Consider the following 19,019-nt stretch of genomic DNA (forward strand, 5'->3'; position numbering starts at 1 on the left):
CCTTCTGAGACCTGGGAAATCAATTAACCTATATCCCAATTAAAATCAGTCTCTATTTTTATTTTTTCTTTCTCCTGAGTCGCAGATAAAACAAGTTCTTTTTCCTCACTTGTTAACATTTGAATATCTTTTAGACTAACATTAGGATGAGTTGTTATTTCTTCTAATAGAAGGTTAAATCGCCGTCCAAATTCTACTATTGTTGATTTATCAAATAAAGATGTAGCATATTCAAAAGTGAATTCATATATATCTTTATTTTCTTCAGCAATAAGAGTTAAATCAAACTTACTTGTTAGTGTATCTGTGTTTGTTTCCGTGCTAATTTCTAATCCATCCACAACTGTATGTTTTTCATCCGAATTTTGTAATACAAACATGACATCAAATAAAGCACTTCGGCTTAAGTCTCTAGAAAGATCTAATTTTTCCACTAACTGATCAAATGGATACACCTGATGTTCGAAAGCTTCTAACGTATCGTTTTTCACTTTTTTCAAGTGATTAATAAAAGATTGATCTGGATTTATTTGATAACGTAATGCAATTGTATTTACAAACAGCCCCATAAGAGGTAACAAATCAGCATGCGGCCTACCTGCAACTGGTGATCCTATAATGACATCCTTTTGTTCCCCATGCTTGTACAGAAAAATAGTGAAGGTAGCCATAAGTAACATAAAAGGTGTCGTATCAGTTTCTAATGCTATTTTTTTTATTTTCCGAGTAATTTCCTTGTTTACTTGGAAATTATATTGTTCACCCTCAAAACTCTTTACAGGTGGTCGACCTCGATCATATGGTAATTCAAGAACTGGTATATCCCCTGAGAATAATTCTTCCCAGTATTTCTCATGGATATCAAATTCTTTTGAAGATAATAATTTTTGTTCCCATACAGCATAATCTTTATATTGCAAACGATTTTCCGGCAATGTTTCCCCAGCATATAGGGCCTTAAAATCATGCATAAATATACTTAAAGACACGCCATCTGTTATGATGTGATGAAGGTCAATTACAAGTAAATAACTATTATCTTTTAACCCCTTTAGTCCAGCCCGCATTAACGGAACCTTAGAAAGATTAAATGGTTGCAACCATTCTTTATACTCTCCCTTTATCATTTCTAGCTCAAATGTTACCTGTTCTAATACTCTCTGTACTAACTGATCCCCCTGCCACTCAAACTGTGTTCTGAGTATTTCATGGCGTTTAATAAGCTTTTCAAAGACTAATTCTATCCTTTTCCGGTCCACCGTTCCTTTAAGAATAAAACAACTTGGTACATTGTATGTCATCTGTGCCCCATCCATCTCTTGTAATAACATCATTCTTTTTTGAGTCGATGAAACCGGGTATACCTCAGATTCCGGTACTATTTCTATATCTTGCAACCTATTTTCTTTTGAATTTTTAATAAAATGACTTAAAGTGCTTATTGTTGGATACTCAAAAAGATTTGCCAATGATAATTGCACGTTAAATTCTTTCCATATTTTAGCGTTGATTACAGTAGCATGAAGGGAATGACCACCAAGTGCGAAAAAATTATCTTCCACACCAATACAAGGATTATCTATAACTTCTTTCCATATATCAACTAGCTTTCTCTCCATATCATCGAGTGGTTTTACATAATTAGTAGTCCCCATCGATGGAGAAGAATCTATAATTACATTCTTTGTATTACCTTCTATAACAGAAATAAGAAATGTCATTATTTGTTCAGCTAAATTTTGCTCGTATTCTGCAGCATGGTGAATTTTATCTGAAATGTTTACTATTCCTTCTTTAGTTACTGATTTTGTTAAGTGCATTTTTATCAATGATCCACGAATTACTCCCCAATTGGCAGCTGCTGTCTTCATAGATTCAGCGATAGTTTGGAAGTCCGAGTGATAACGCTCACCAAGAAACGAAAGCATTTTTGAAAACTTCACTCGGCCATCTACAACTTGACCTAAATGTGAGAATAACGGAACATCATTAAAGTCTAAATATCCATCTGTCTCTTTATTTAAATCAAACCTACTTATTAGTTTCGTAGCAAAAAGGTGCATTTGTGAAAAAATATGTTTTTCATCTTTTATATGTTTTATCCAATTTGACAAATCGGTTGTAATCGATTGTATGTCTGTGATTTCATCTTCAGTAACTTTTAAAGTACTTACTTTTTGATAACCCTTATGAAAAAGTTCTGTTGAAAGTTGTGCATTTTTAACCATAAAATATGGATCGGTAATAATTAAACAGTCTTCTTCGGGCTCATATCCTACAATAACAAATGAATGAACAATATGATTTTTTAGATAATTCTCATCCCAAGGAAGCCAGTATGCATTCATGGTTACCACCACAGGAAATCCCGAGTATAATTGTTCTAATATAATTTCAAATCCTTCATCAGATGAATCTGTATCAAATATAGTACTTTTTATACCATGATATTTTTCTAAATCACTTACAAAATAACCAGACTCTGTATATAAACCATCCCCTAGATTTCCATTATCGACAGGAGAAAAACCAAAATCCCATAATCTAGCGTACATTAAATAATGTTTACGCTTAAACCAATTAGCTAACGTAGCAATTACATCATCAATACAATTCTGTTCAGAACTCTTACAAGGCTCAACATCATATAAGATTGAAGAAGTATAATTTCCCATTTACTCACCTCTATATTTTTACCAACAGGAAAAACTATTGTAATTTGGTTATTTCTCTATACTAAGTTGACAGAGATATGTATATCTTCTTTAAAAAGCTATCAATTATTATTAATACATTTCATATGAAGAATCTTATTTCTCGAATCACTTTTTTTATTTTAATCATTCTAAAATAGGGAGGAGAATTCCCTAACTCATAGTCACCAGAATAAACACTAACATTCCAGAAAGCTAAGAGGGAAAGCTCCTTTAATCCCACAGTATAGCAAGTGTAAATTTAAACTCTTAAAAGTCGTGTTTACAATATAAAGTAATACTAATTATTTTTCTTTTCTGCTATATAAGCCGCTAGTTGTTTAATATTTCGCTTTGTATATGCGACTAAATCATCCGTATTAAGATTCTCGTTTTCTAAAGCAAGATCAAGCTCAATAGCTAGTAGAGAATTTCCTCCTAAGTCAAAGAAATCATCCTCTACACCGACAGCTTCAATCTTCAATATACTTTTCCATATTTCAACCAAACGAGATTCTAACTCATTACTAGGAGACATCATACTCTCCTCCTCATTCTTAGGTAAAGATCTAGGTGAAGGTAAGGAATGTCGATCAACCTTTCCACTTGGTGTTAATGGTATGTTTTCAACTTCAACAAAGAAAGTAGGTATCATATAACTCGGAACTAATTTCGCAAGATGCAATTTCAAATCAGAAATAGATACAAGTGATTTTGCTACGAAATAAGCTACAAGCTTTTTATGCCCATCTTCATCTTGAATGTCTACTATCACAGCTTCTTTAATTGCATGGTGTGAAGATAAAGCATCTAAAATTTCACCTGGCTCAATTCGATATCCTCTAATTTTTAATTGTTCATCATTTCTACCGAGGAATTCTATATTCCCATCAGGTAACCAGCGTGAAAGATCTCCTGTTCTGTACATTTTCTCCCCGTTTACAAATGGGTCTGGTAAAAACTTTTCTTCAGTTAATCTCATTTGATTTACATATCCTCTTGCAAGCCCTTCCCCCGCAATATACAGCTCTCCTACCGCACCAATAGGCTGAAGTCTCTGTTTTTGATTAAGTATATAAAGCCTTACATTCGGAATAGGCTTTCCAATAGGAATAGTATTATAGTTTTCACTTTCTTGAAGTGAAAACGTACTTGCGATAACTGTCGCCTCAGTAGGACCATACATATTTTCTATTTGAGTCGATAGTCGATGCTTTTTAAACTTATTAACCACCTCATGTGTCAAAGCTTCACCCGCAAGTAATATATACTTTACTTTATTTAAAACCTGGCTATTTTCATTATTAAGTGTATTTACGAATGCTCTAAACATAGACGGTACAAAATTTAATAATTTTACATCATATTTATCTATAACTCTTAAAATTGCCCTTGGGTTTCGATGTTCCCCATTTTCCATTATTACTAATTTACTACCTACTATGGTCCACCCAAACAACTCTAAAACAGATACATCAAATATATAAGGCGTCTTCAATAAATACGTATCTGATTCATCCATAGGATATAAATGAGTCATTGAAAATAAGAAATTCACAATACTACAATGTTCAATCATGACTCCTTTTGGTCTACCTGTAGAACCTGAGGTATATAAAATATAAGCTAAATCATTTGGTTTTCCAGTAACCTCCAGGTTGCTTGTATCACCAACGTACAAATTTTCTTGTTTTAAATCAATAATCTCTCCTACAAATGGAATTTCACCTACGTATTTAGATTCTGTAAGTACAAATTGAGGATTACAATCCTCTAAAATATGTTCCATTCGACGCTTTGGATATTCAGGATCAATTGGTACATATGCAGCTCCAGATTTTAGCGCAGCAAATATAGCTATAATCATTTCTACGGATCTTTCAACAACGATACCAATTTTAGTTTCCTGATCTACACCTTTTTGTCTAAGAATACGAGCAAGCTGATTTGCTCGATTATTAATATACGAATAACTGTACGGTATATCATTTGAAATAACTGCGATTTCTTCTGGTTTATTTTCAACCTGCTCCTCAAAAAATTGATGAACTAATTTATTCTGAGGAAAATCTAATTTTGTATTATTAAGTTCATTTAACATCCTCATGGATTCACTCTTACTTAAGACATTAACATCTTCAATTTTCGCTTCAGGATTAGCTACCATCCACTCTAGCGTATTTATAAAATGCATCATAAATCGCTCTATAGTTTGCGGATAATATAGTCCTGTCGCATATTCCAATTCTAATCGTAGACCCTCTTCTTCCGGAAATACTTCTATACTCATATCTACCTTTGAAGCTTGATGCTTAATTTCGTAAGATTTAAATGTAATATCTTTTATTTTTTCTGATGTTCTTCCGATATTCTGCATCACTAACATGACATCAAATACAGGGTTCCGGTTAGTATGATAAGCCATGTCTAACTTATTTACTAACTCATCAAATGGGTATTCTTGATATTGAAATGCTTCTAGCGCATTTTCTTTTACTTCATTTAAGAATTGGATTATCGTCTTTTCCGCTTTAGGATGATTTCTCATAGGTAATGTATTTACAAACATACCTATGATAGGCTCAAGATCATGATGAATTCTTCCCGCAATTGGAGAACCTACTATAATATCTTCCTGTTGTGTATACACATGCAATACTATATTTAGTGACGAAAGAAGTACCATATATAAAGTAGCTTCTCTTTCATCCGCAAAGGATTTTAATTTATTAGAAAGTTCAGGTGTTAGATGGAATACTAATCTATCACCTTCAAAAGTTTGATTTAGCCCACGTGGCTTATCAGTTGGGAACATAAGAATTGGTAACTCACCTTTAAACTTATCTACCCAATACTCTTCAATTTCTTTCAGCCCTTCATCGTGTAAACGATTGGTTTGCCAATTGGCATAATCTTTGTATTGTATTTTAATAGGCTCTAAGGCTTTGCCTGAATATAAATCTATAAACTCTTTTTCTAACTTCGCTAAAGATACTCCATCTGCTATTATGTGATGAAGATCAAATAGTAGCAGATATTGATTGAACTCTAATTTCATTAAACCGACACGCATAAGTGGCGCCCTATCTATCTGAAAAGGACGAACAAATTCCTGTATTAACTCTTCAATTGTTGATCTATCAGATTTATATAAATGTTCAATTCTAATATCTAAACTATCATGAATAAATTGAACTGGTTCACCTTTAATAAATTGGAATGAAGTTCTTAATGATTCATGACGTTCCACTAATTCTTTGACACATTGTTCTGCCTTTATAAAATCAAACTCACCTTCAATTAACATTGCACCTGGTATATTGTAGGCAGTTCCTATTCCAGCAAAGCGGTTTAATATATATAATCTTTTTTGTGAAGAAGAAGCTTGATAAAATTCTCTATCAGGTACAATCTCAATTTGAGAATAATTTTTCTTCCCTTCATATTTCTCTATATACTCCGCTAATAGCATAATTGTTGGCCTTTGAAACATTTCACGTATAGGTACATCTACACCTAAACGTTTATATATGTGAGAAACAACAGAAGTAATTTGTAAAGAATTACCTCCTAATTCGAAAAAGTTATCATTCACACCTATTTTCTCTATTCCAAGTACTACTTTCCATATCTCAGAGAGCATTTGTTCAATTTCATTACGTGGTTCAATAAATAAAGCTGTGGATTGCTCCCAAATTGGATCTGGAAGAGCTTTCCGATCTATTTTACCGTTTGATGAGATTGGAAACTGCTCAATCGGGATGATGTATGCAGGAATCATATAAAAAGGTAAATACTGCCTAAGGAATTGGCGTACCTCTTCTACTTTAGCTGAAGAATTCATAACAACATATGCACATAAAACCGGAGCATCTTCTCCCTCTTTTTTACGTGTAATTACAATAGCTTCACCTATTTCAGGATATCGTAATAGGTGCTTCTCTATTTCTCCCAATTCAATTCGTAATCCACGAATTTTGACTTGATCATCCATACGGCCTAAATATTCAAGATTTCCATCTGGTAACCAGCGAGCCAAATCTCCAGTACGATATACCTTGTCATCTATAATAGAAGAACCCTCTTTGTTGATTTGTATAGGAACAAATTTGTCCATAGTTAACTTAGGTTGATTTAAATAACCTCTTGCTAATCCTTCTCCTGAAATACACAATTCCCCAGGAATTCCAACGGGTTGTAATTGTTGATTATCACCCATAATATAAACTTTTTGATTAGCTAGAGGTCTTCCTATTGGTAATTGATTCATAAATTCTAACTCAGCGTGCTGAACATGATAACATGTAGAATCTACAGTTGTCTCTGTAGGTCCATAAGCATTTGTTAAATTTGGTCGGCAGTTTTCATTAAATAAACCAAGGAATTTCCGTGCTAATTTCGGTGGTAATTCCTCTCCAGCAATAATAAAATGTTTAAATGAATATTCTATTTCTTCATCTATAAAATTAGTTAATAATCGAAGATGCATCGGCGTTCCATCCGCGATATTTATTTGCTTTTCTTGATAAAAATTAATTAGCTTCTGCCCATCAGTTCTTGCTTCCTCAGGTACTATAAATAAACTATTTCCTAATAGAAGCGCACCAAACATGTTTTGTACTGAAGCGTCAAACTCAAAAGGTGAAACTAACCCGATCCGCATAGAAGAACTATATTTATCATATATTTCATTTTTTAACCCAAATATTAAATTTACAACACTACGATTTTCAACCATAATTCCTTTAGGATTACCTGTAGTTCCAGAGGTGAAAATAACATATGCCAAATCGTAAGGTGTACTTACTGAAGGGAAACTAACCAACTCTGTTTCAAGTAGTTCATTAAAGCTCACCATACTACAATCCTGGATTTCTCTTGTAAAATCTTCACTAATAACCTCTGGTTTTACTATACAAAGTGGAGATTTACATTCTTTTAGCATCGCCTCTATCCGTTTATACGGCAAATATATGTTAATAGGTAAATAAGCAGCCCCACTTTTTAAAATACCTAGCATTGCAATGACTGCATCAATGGATCGATCCATCATAAGACCAACAATGTGTCCTTTTCCAATTCCTTTTTTATGTAGAGAACTGGCAACCAGATCTACCTTTTCTTTTAATTGAGCATATGTTATTTCTCTTTTGTCATCAGAAACAGCAAGTTTATTTGGATTATGCATGACTTGTTCTTCAAATAACTGTATCACCGTTAAATGATGCGGGTAATCTAACTCAGTTTGATTAAATGTGATTAACTCTCTTATATCATTATCACTAACCCAATCTAAATCTATATGCGGCGTATTCGGTTGTAGTAAAGCTTGCTCTAACAAGTCTATAAAATGATGACCAAATCGCGTAACAGTAGATGTTTTGTATAGATGTTCATTAAAATACATATCACCTTCTATACACCCATTTACTTGACGGAAAGAGAATATAATCTCAGCATTGCTCTCACTTAAATAATTTAAATCTTGAATTTCCTCTAGCAAAATTGCAGTACGGAATGGATAATTACGCCCCTCTGGAAGGTAGTTACTCAAAACCGGTTGTAAACTTTCCAATGGGAAATTTTGATGTTCTAAAGCATTAACCATTACTGTACTAACTTGCTGGAGAATTTGTCTAAATGTCATATGTTCCTCAAGATCATGTCTTAAAACTAACAAAGTATTAATAAGGTTAGTATCACTGTCTTGTTTTAAAACAGGTGTACCAATGCATATATCTTGCAATCTAGTATATTTATTTAACAGCAAAGTAAATCCAGCAGTAAGAATCATGTGCAATTGAAGATCTGATCCATTTGCTAACTTTAAAATCTTCTCGGACAATTCCTCTTTTAGTTTTATGCTAACATTTGATAAATCCACCTGTTTGTTTGATGTCCGGTAATCATAAGGGAAATGGCAGTCAGCCAGTTCCCCTGATAAGTTTTCTAACCAAAATTCTCTTTCCTTTATTCTTTCATTTGCGGCAATTACTTTATCTTTATTCGCTATTCGTTCAACCATAGTTACTCACTCCTGACAATAATCAATTAAAAGTTAAAATCCCCAAAATCTACTGATACCTTAACTGGTTGCAGTTCTTGAATTTCTTGTTTAAATGAAATATCTTTTAATAAAATTTCAGGATGATCTACAATTTGTTCAAAAATCTCAACATAACGCTCACATAACTTTTGAACCGTGTCCCTAGTATATAAAGAGGTTGCATATTCCATAGTTAGTTCAATTGTATCTTCCAATTCAACCACTCTTAGCAATAAATCCATTTGCGCGCGCTTAAAGTCGTGATCATATGTCTTTAGTTCTAAACCATCGATAAACATATGATCTGCATCCATATTTTGCATAACAAATGAAACATCGAAAAGTGGGTTCCTATTATACGTTCCTTGAAGTCCTAATTGATTAACCAGGTCCTCATATTGACATTTTTGATGTTCAAACGCTTGTAAGACCTGTTCTTTTACTTCAAATAGGAATTGAGTAAAACTTTGTTCAGCTCTTGGATAATTCCTTATCCCTAACATGTTTACAAATACTCCTATAATATCTTGTAAATCCGCATGTGGGCGACCAGTAATTGGTGAACCAATAACAACATCCTCTTGGCCAGTATATTTACCTAGCAAAATATTATATACAGAAAGCATTAGCGTATATAATGTTGTTTCTTCTTTTGCTAATAGACGCTTAATTTTCTTGGTAACATTGGAATCAATAGTAAAGGATATTTTACTACCTTTCAGATCTATTATTTCAGGTCTTGTATAATCTGTAGGCATATTCAAGACAGGTACACCATCTTTAAACTGCTCTAGCCAATACTGTTCATGTTTGAGAGCAATTTCTTTTTCTTTTTCACTCTGCTGCCATTCTGAGTAATCCTTATACTGTATTTTTAAGCTTGGTAATTTCTCTCCAGAGTAAAGCGCAAATAGATCTCTAACGAAAATATCATAGGAAACTCCATCCGTTACTATATGATGTAAATCAATAATTAAAATATGTTTTTGTTCTTCCAATCTAATTAACCCTACACGGAAATATGGAGCTTTATTAAAATTAAATGGGCGAATAAACTCATTAATTATTTGTTCCACTTCAGATTCAATGCCCTCAATTTGAGTAATATGGAAATCAGCATGATCATGAATAATTTGTACCGGTTTATCATTTTTCATTTCAATAGTAGTTCTAAATATCTCATGACGCTTAATTAATTGAGTGAAAGCCTTTTCTAAACGTTCAATGTTTAATTTTCCATTCAAAAGAATAACGGAAGTATCATTATAAGCTGTACTTTCCGGATACAATCGGTGTAATACATAAAATCTCTTCTGAGCTGAAGAAAGCTGATAATGAGATTTAGGTTCAACTGGAACAATAACATCAAATTCACTCTTATCTGCCCTTGAAATATAATTTGCTAGTTTCTCAATATTTGATAGAGTAAAGAGTTCTTTAATAGGAACTTCAACATTAAACTCTTTATGAATTTTTGAAACAATAGTAATAGCCTTAAGTGAATCTCCACCTAGTTCCAGAAGATCATCATGAACACCAACTTCTGAAACTTTAAATATATTTCTCCAAATTTTTGAAAGCTTTTCTTCTACCTCATTACGAGGTGCTACATATTCAGTCAAGAGTTGTGGTCTAGAATGGTATAACGTAGAATCTAATTCTTCTTCCTTCTCATCATTGAAAGAATTTAATAACACCCATTGATCAATACGCGCTTGCAGTTCCCCTGGAGAATGAATCAGTACTTCCCCTTGTTTCCATGACAGTGCTATATTAAAGGCCTGAACTCCTTCTTCAGGTGTCATAGATAATTCATGTACACTTGCACCTATCTGCATATCTTTTTCTTCATCTTCCCAGTATTTCCAATCACTCCAATTCACACTTATCCAAGGCAGGTTGGAATAACGATTTATATATTGTGCAAAAACATCCATGTATATATTTGAAGCAGCATATGATACATAACCTAATCCACCTAAGACCGCTGAAATGGAAGACATTAGAACACAAAAATCTAAATCTTTATTTCGTAAGCACTCTTCTAAATTGATAAGACCATAAATTTTTGCAGAAAATTGTTCCTCACAGTCCTCTTTTTCAAGTTCTTGAATCAAATTAAAAGTCTTTCCACCAAGAATACCTGCACCATGAATTACACCATTAATCTTTCCAAATTTTTGTTCTGCCTTATGAATTGCTTCGTATAGTTGTGATTGATCTGTAACATCAGCAGCAAGTACAGAAACTTTAGATCCCGTTTCTTCTATCTCTAAAACTTTACGAATTCTGTCCGAATACATCGTATTTTCCTTCAAATGCATATCCCACTCATCACGATTTGGCAAACCAGTACGTGTAAGAAGAACTAAGTTGGCTTGTACAGTTTGAGCTAAATGTTTCGCAAGAATTGTACCAATACCTCCGAGTCCTCCTGTAATAAGGTAAACTCCATTTTTTCGTAAAGGCAATTTCTCTTTAGCTGGCTGTTCTAGTTGTATAGGCTCATAAGTTTGAACAAATCTTTTATTTCCTCGATAAGCAATCATTTTATCATTTGTATTTGAAAGACATTCTTCTACTAATTGATTTATTAGCCTACTCTTCAATTCTTTGTTTAGAGGTAAAACAACATCAACACTTGAACAAAAAAGATAAGAATACTCTTGCGGAACAACTAATGACGTTCCAAGTACAGTTGATTTTTCTGGAATTAATTCTTCATCACCAAACACTTGTTGAACACCATTTGTAATGATTCGAATTGAGATTGAATCAGAGATATTCTTGTCTCCTAGTGCCTGAGTTAAGTAAAAAATTGAATAGAATCCTAAGTTTTGTTTACAATTTACATATTCAATTGAGGCTTGTCTTTCCTCATCCGTAATTCCCCACATATGAACTATTCTTGTAGGTAAACCACATATTTCTTGTACTTCATCCAATAACTTAACGTAATCTGTACGTTCTTCAGGATTTATAATGAAGCGATCGTTATTCTCCTTATTAAAATCAAAGCCAGGTTCTACTGTAACTACTCTCTGCCCTTTATTTAATAAGTCCTTAACTAGTTCATTACCTAATCCTTCTTGATCTACAAAAACAATCCATGTCTCATTCACATCATGATTTGGTTCAAACAATGTAGAACTTTTCCATTGTGGCGTATAGAACCATTCAGAAATGTTGTTATTCTTACTAATTTTAGATTGCTTACTATTAAGCTTTTGACCTAAATCATACGGATTACCTTGTAATTTATAAGATATTTTATTGAAAGAATACATTGGTAATGGGATACGTCTTCTCTTCTCATCTTTATAAAATTGTTCCCAATCTATAGAAATACCTGTTACCCACATTCGAGTGATGTGACTAAATAAGAAATACATATCTGATACATCTTGTTGAACGGATCGAACCGTATTAAATATTCTTTCATTACCATTTTCATAATCTAAAAGGCGACTAGTAAGCCTACTAAGATCATTTCCAGGACCAATCTCGATGAATAGACTTGTATTGTCCCTATTCAACTCTTGAATTCCATCAGAGAATCGAACAGTTCCACGCATGTGTTTTACCCAATAAACTGGGTTTGTTGCTTCTTCAGGTCGTATCCAAGTACCAGTCAAGTTTGACAAATAAGGTATTTTAGGTTCTCTGAGTGTTAATGTACTAACATAGGAAGCATACTCGTCCAGAATTGAATCCAGTTCGTGTGAATGTGCTGCTCCTTCTATTGTTACTCGCATACACATTAAACGCTTTTTCTTTAATTCATTTTCAAAATCTACAATTGCTTCTTCTGTCCCAGAAACTATACAAGCTGGACCATTAACTACTGCTAAAGAAATGGTATGTTGATATTCTTTTTCAAAAGAATTAATCAAATGAATTAATTCCTCTTCTGGAAGTGGAACGCTAAGCATTACTCCTGCAGGAAGACTACTCATTAGCTGACCTCTTTTTACAACCAATTTAAGTGCATCTTCCAAAGTAAATACTTCTGCTAAACAAGCAGCCACATATTCACCAAATGAATATCCAATCATTGCTTCAGGTTTAATTCCCCAACCCATTAATAGTTTCGCAACTGAGTATTCAAACGCGAAAAGAATTGGTTGACTAAATTCCATTCTTTTTAATTTTTCCGTCGCCTCATCAATACTCAAAGTAGTTGGGTATAACACTTCTTTCATGTTTACATTCGTAACAGATTGAAGGATTGCAAAGCATTCATCCATAGATTCACGGAAAATTGCCTCTTGTTCGTATAATTCTAACCCCATGTTTACATATTGCGACCCATTCCCAGAAAACAGGAAGTTAACTTTAGGATGTTCCTCTTTTACATTTACATATTGTACTCTTCTTCCTTCTGGCTGGTTTAACAGTTCAATTCCTTCTTGAGTACTGGAACAAACTAAAGCTCTCCTATGCTTGAATTCCTTACGTCCAATTTGCAATGTATAACTAGCGTCTGCCAAATTCACATGAGGATTCTGTTCAAGGTGATTCCCTAAATTCAAAGTCATACGATCCAAAGCATCTTTCGATTTTGCCGAAATCATTAACATCTGGTATGGTCTACTATTTGATGTTGCTTCAAGCTTTGGTGCCTCCTCCAAAATAATATGTGCATTTGTACCACCAATACCAAATGAACTAACACCTGCACGTAATGGTTTATTATCCTTTTTCCACTCATTTAATTTTTGATTTACATAAAAAGGTGTCTTTTCAAATCCAATTTGCGTGTTTGGTTTTGTAAAATTCACACTTGGCGGAAGAACCTGATCTTTCATAGCAAAGACCGTTTTTATTAGACCGGCAACACCGGATGCTGCATTTAGATGGCCTACATTTGCTTTAACAGATCCAATTGGTACAGATTGTTTTTCATTAGAGTTAAACACTTCACTAAGCGCCTTGATCTCAATGGTATCTCCTAGTTTAGTAGCAGTTCCGTGTGTTTCAATATAGGAAATGGACTCAGGTTCTACATTTGCTTCATGTTGCGCCATTTTAATAACTTCTACTTGGCCCTCTACACTAGGTGCAGTGTAACCAATTTTCCGATTCCCATCATTATTGATCGCCGTTCCTTTTATTACTGCATGTATAGTATCTCCATCATTTATAGCTTCCTGTAAAGGCTTCAGGACAACAATCCCAACTCCGTCTCCAAAAAGCATTCCATTTGCATTTTCATCAAAAGGACGACAATGACCATCTGAAGAAAACAGCATTCCTTCTTGGTAGGTATAACCTGCTTTTTCAGGTTGAGTTAATGTAATTCCCCCGGCTATAGCAATATCACAATGCCCCTGTAATAATGCTTGGCATGCATTATGAATAGCCACCAATGATGTTGAACATCCCGTAAAGATATTCATACTTGGTCCTTTAAGGTTAAATTTGTAAGAAATTTGAGTACTAAGCGAGTCTTTGTCGTTAAGTAATGAAATTAAAAATTGCCCAGCTGGTTCATTTGCCTCTGAAAGAGTAGATAACACTTGCCAATATAAGTTAGGAGATGCCCCACTATATACACCAATTAGGCCCGGGTATGTCTCGATATTATATCCAGCATGTTCAAGGGCAGACCACGCACATTCATGAAATACTCGTAGTTGCGGATCCATTAACGATGCATCTTGAGGTGTATAATCAAAGAATGGAGCATCAAAATTATCAGTTCCCTCTAAATACCCTTTCGCTTTAACATAATTTGGGCTTTTTACTTCCATAGGATTCACACCAGATTCAATTAACTCTTCATCTGTAAAAAATTGAATAGACTCTGTTCCAGACTTTATATTATTCCAGAATTCATTCACATTCTGCGCTCCAGGAAAACGTCCATCTATTCCTATAATTGCAATATCGTTATCTTCTTTCGTTTTTCGATTAAATCGTTTTGTATGTTTAACTTGATTTTTTTGTTTATCTCCACTTAAGTATTTCGCTAAAGAACGAATACTTGGATACTCAAACATAACTCCAATTGAAATATGTTTTTCTAATCTATTAATTAATCTCTCATGAATTTGAATTATATGAAGTGAAGTTGCACCTAGATCAAAGAAATTTTCATTTACATTTACAGTATCAACACTGTAAAACTCTTTCCAAATTCCTATAATTATTTCTTCTACTTCATCTTGATTTCTGAACTTATCTCCCGTTTTCGTTTGAGTTTCCAATTCAGAAATTCGTTTGCGAGAATTCAGATTGATCCATTGATCAAAACGTTTATTTAAATCTCCTGAAGAAATAATTACCTGATTTAAACCACTTAAACCAAGCACACATTGGAATGTTTTTTGTCCTTCCTCAGATGTCATTTCAAGTGCTTCTATACTTTGAGCATTGAATATTTTATTAACCTGTTCAGTTCCCGTATACTGCCAATCTCCCCAGTTAATACTGGTCCATCGATTATTAGATGTATTACTCACTTTGTCTGAAAAACTATCTAAGTAAAGGTTTGCTGCTGAATAGGCTACAAATCCTAATCCACCCAAAATAGGTGAAAGTGATGAAACAAGATAACAAAAATCAAGATCATAATTACCAAACAACTTATCAAGAACTAGCACACCATGTACTTTAGGAAGAAATTGCTCTTCACATTCAATCCTACTTATCTTTTCCATTGGACACTGAGCTGATTTAACACGTAAGATACCTGCTGCATGAATTACACCATTTATGTGACCAAAATTAGCCTCAGCCTGATGAATCACGTTTCTCATCTGCTCTTCATCAGCTACATCTGCAACAGCTGTCATTACTTTTGCTCCCAATGACTCCAACTTCTGAATATGGTTAATACGTTGACATAATTGTTCATTTTCAATCTGTGATTGAAGAATTTGATCCCATTCTTTACGATCAGGAAGAGCTGTTCTACTAACTAATATTAGTTTAGCCTTTACTGTACGCGCCAAATATTCTGCTAATTTAAGGCCTACTCCTCCCATTCCACCAGTAATTAAATAAACCCCTTCCGATCGAATATTCGGAATTTTTGAAGCTAATTCATTTTCATTTATTACTAGCATTTCACTTACTTTTTCATCAGGTATAGGCTCATAGATTCGAATGTAACGAGTGTTATTTCGAATTGCTATTACAGTGTCAATAATGTCCGTTTGAATCTCAGAATATAAGTTTGATATTAATACTTCTTCATTATCAGACAACATAAAATCTACACTACGGCATCTAATATTTGGATACTCTTGCGGAAATACTTTTATAGGAGCCAAAAGAGTAGATTTTTCTGCAATAATAGACTCGTCTCCTACTACCTTTTGCATATTATTCGTCATAACATTTATATTGATAGGATAAAGTAAATTAAATTTACTAATTGTCTTTGCAAGTGATATTAATGAATAGAATCCAGTATCTAAGGTCCCGATACCTAAATCCTTATTATCCACATTCCATAGGTGAACAATCTCCTCTGGTAAACACTCTTGTTTTTGTAGCTCATTAAATAACTGATAATAATCTTCTTGTTTAGTAGGGCATATTGTAAATTCATTTAAACTAATCTTTTTATATGAAGGACCCACACCGACTGTTATAACACGATGTCCATCTCTTTCAAGCTTTTCTTTAAGAGCTAAGCCTATATGCTCATTGTCTAAAAATAACAACCAACTTTTAGTAGATTCTTTAGTTACATCTACAATTTCTTTTTCCATCCAACCTGGAGTATAGAACCACTCAGCTATATTAGAACGTTTCTTTATCGATGTTTCTTCACTATTAGTTATATTTTGCTGTTCAGCTGGATCTATCCAATATCGTTTTTTCTCAAAAGGATAAGTTGGTAAGGCAATACGTAATCTATATTCCTCTTCATACAGTTTACTCCAATTAATTTCTACCCCTAACTCCCACGCTTGTCCCAATACCTCTAACAAGTCGTTCTGTAAAATAATCTGATTATTATTAATTTCAGAATTTAATGACTCTCCAATATGTACAATCACAAAATTAGGATCTACATCCTTAACTTGTGTTAGAAGTTCTACTTTTTCTCCATGCGTCCATTCTGTCTGTAACTCTATATAGTTCTCAACTAATGGATTCAGGACATCTTCTGGCTTAAGAGATTTATTATAAATATCTGAAACCATTCCAGCTAAGCCTGTACCAATAATGTTAGAAGGACGTACATCACATTCAATTAATACATCAATAATCGATTGCAAGCAGACGAAGAAGGTTAAATCTTCAACCAAGCTATCATCTGTTCCTTTAAAGAATGCTTCTTTCAATGCTTTTCCAGTATACATTTGGGCATCAGTCATATTACGCTCAAATACTTGTAAGAATAATGGTTCCTTTTGGTATAGTTCTTTTACATTCTCAATAATTGATGAGTATTCGCTAGGTAACACAAATACCAAATCTGGATTTTCTTGCGTTTTTACGTGAAAATCTTTAACTGTTTTTAAATTGTCTATGGCGCTATCTATATCCTTACATAAGACCGCTCTTCTATACGGAAATGATCGACGGCCAGTTTGCAATGTGTATGCTACATCTGCTAATTCAACATCTTTATTAGATTCCAGATATTCAACCATATTTACTGTAGCATTATTTAAAGCTTCTTTTGATCTAGCAGAAAGAACCATTAGTTTTTTCTCCCTAGTAGAAGCAGAACTTTTAACTTTAGGGGCTTCTTCTAATACAATATGAACGTTAGTTCCACCATATCCGAAAGCACTCACACCTGCTCGAAGAAGATCATTATCTTCACTTTGCCAATTCACCAAATCAGTATTGATATAAAATGGGCTATCTATAAAATCAATTTTCGAGTTAGGGCGCTTCACATTTAAAGTTGGCGGGAGTTGTTTATGTCTCATCGATAAAACTGTCTTTATAAGTCCCGTCACCCCTGCAGCTGTATCTAAATGACCTACATTACTCTTAACAGAACCAATTGCACAAAAAGATTTCTTGTCCACATCTTGAAACGCTCTCTTTAGAGCCTCTACTTCGATAGAATCCCCTAATGGCGTTGCCGTCCCATGCGTTTCTATATAACTAATTGTAGAAGGATCAACTTCAGCAAAACTATGTGCTGCTTGAATTACTTCAGCCTGTCCCTCAACACTCGGAGCAGTATAGCCTACTTTTCGACCTCCATCATTATTTGCTGCTGATCCCTTAATTACACCATAGATTGTATCCCCATCAGCAATCGCATCTTCTAATCTCTTTAGAATGACCATACCTACACCATCACTAAAAACTGCACCCTGGGCTTCTGCATCAAAAGTACGCACTTTGCCATCAGGTGAACTTGTCATTCCTTCATGGTATTTATAACCATTTTTTTTAGGATACGTTATAGATACTCCACCTGCAGCTGCAATAGAGCATTCTCCAGTTAACAATGATCTACATGCAAGATGAATGCTCAAAAGAGATGTAGAGCAAGCTGTATATAATGTAAAACTCGGTCCCTTAAGTCCCAGCTTATAGGATGTAAGCGTTGAAATTGCATCTTTATAGGAAAGAGTACCCGCCTCTGAAAACTCAACCACACTATCACTGTTTAATAATGGCGTGTGCTTCATCCAATTAAAATTAGTAGATGCCCCTACGTATAACCCTATTAATCCTTCATAATCAAATGGATTATAACCTGCCATCTCTAATGCTTCCCATGTTGTTTCCTGTAACATACGGATTTGAGGATCCATTATTTTCGCTTCTCTAGGTGTATAAGCAAAAAAGGATTCATCAAAATATTCTACTTCCTCCAAATATCCTTTTGCTTTCACAAAATTAGGATGTTGTAAAACATCTAAATTAACACCTTCTTTAATTAACTCATCTTCAGTAAATGTAGAAATTGAATCAACACCATTTTTTAGGTTATCCCAGAATTGGTTTATTTCATTTGCACCTGGAAATTTACCTGCCATTCCAATAATCGCTATTTCCAAACCAGTTTTACTATCATCTTGATGCTTCATTTTCACTTTCCTCCTATTTTGTTTAATTCGTATTTTATTTTCTATGCTTTACATACTCTTAGCTACAATACTTAGAGCTAATACTGCTATTTCATAAACTTAAGCAAAAGAAAAAACACATGAAATTACCCATAAAGTAGCTAAAGTGATTTACATACCTGACAGAAAACAAAAAATTTTAATTACGATTTCTATTCCTGGATTTCAATGATATTTTGAGCACTCATTTTTATTCTAAAAACCTAATACTTTGGTAATAATTCT

3 protein-coding genes are annotated in these 19,019 nt (G+C 33.7%); all 3 read right to left on the reverse strand.

Annotated features, from left to right (window positions below; translation table 11 throughout):
- Positions 1-23 precede the first annotated feature (23 nt).
- The 3 genes from ACUN13_RS22315 to ACUN13_RS22325 all read right to left on the reverse strand — a co-directional run bounded on the left by ACUN13_RS22315 (position 24) and on the right by ACUN13_RS22325 (position 18,755).
- Positions 24-2,675 carry a condensation domain-containing protein gene (locus ACUN13_RS22315; RefSeq protein WP_409532319.1) on the reverse strand — a complete coding sequence of 884 codons (2,652 nt, stop codon included), beginning with the start codon at positions 2,673-2,675 and terminating at the stop codon, positions 24-26.
- 319 nt (positions 2,676-2,994) lie between these two features.
- Positions 2,995-8,718 carry an amino acid adenylation domain-containing protein gene (locus ACUN13_RS22320; RefSeq protein WP_409532320.1) on the reverse strand — a complete coding sequence of 1,908 codons (5,724 nt, stop codon included), beginning with the start codon at positions 8,716-8,718 and terminating at the stop codon, positions 2,995-2,997.
- A gap of 26 nt (positions 8,719-8,744) precedes the next feature.
- Entirely contained in the window at positions 8,745-18,755 is a 10,011-nt protein-coding gene (locus ACUN13_RS22325; protein ID WP_440039670.1) for an SDR family NAD(P)-dependent oxidoreductase, read from the reverse strand.
- Positions 18,756-19,019: the final 264 nt, after the last annotated feature.

This window comes from Bacillus cereus group sp. Bce041, from assembly GCF_052646455.1.